Raw genomic sequence first — 433 nt, forward strand, 5'->3', positions numbered from 1 at the left:
GGCGTTGACTGGGATGGTGATGGTCTGACCGTTGGCCAGGGTGATCACCAGCGGAGCACCAGTAACCGGGGCGTTGACGGTGGCGGTGTAAACCACGGTGCCGCCTTCGGTCACGCTTGGGGTCGCGGTCAGAGTCACCGTCGAGGTATCGATGGTGTCGGTGATAGCGGTCACAGCCGGCGCTGGGCTGACGTCCAGTTTCTCGAAGTCACCACCTGTGGTGCCGGTGACATTCACACTCACATTGCCGGCATCGACATAGACGGTGTTGGCTGGTGCTGGGACAGTGATCGAGCCTTCGGTCAAACCTTTGCCAATGGTGATGACTTCACCATTGCTCAGGGTGATCTTCATCTCGCTGCCAGCCGGATTGGTCAGGGTAGCGGTGTAAACGATGCTGCCGCCTTCCTGGACGGTGCCGGTAGCGGACAAG

General features: G+C 60.3%; 1 protein-coding gene. It reads right to left on the minus strand.

All coding sequences use genetic code 11. The features are described 5' to 3' along the window. On the minus strand, positions 1-433 hold a 433-nt coding region (locus ACK59H_RS23000; RefSeq protein WP_409264997.1), incomplete at both ends, for an immunoglobulin-like domain-containing protein.

It is taken from the genome of Pseudomonas sp. KCJK9000 (genome assembly GCF_046230725.1).
Classification (GTDB): domain Bacteria; phylum Pseudomonadota; class Gammaproteobacteria; order Pseudomonadales; family Pseudomonadaceae; genus Aquipseudomonas; species Aquipseudomonas promysalinigenes.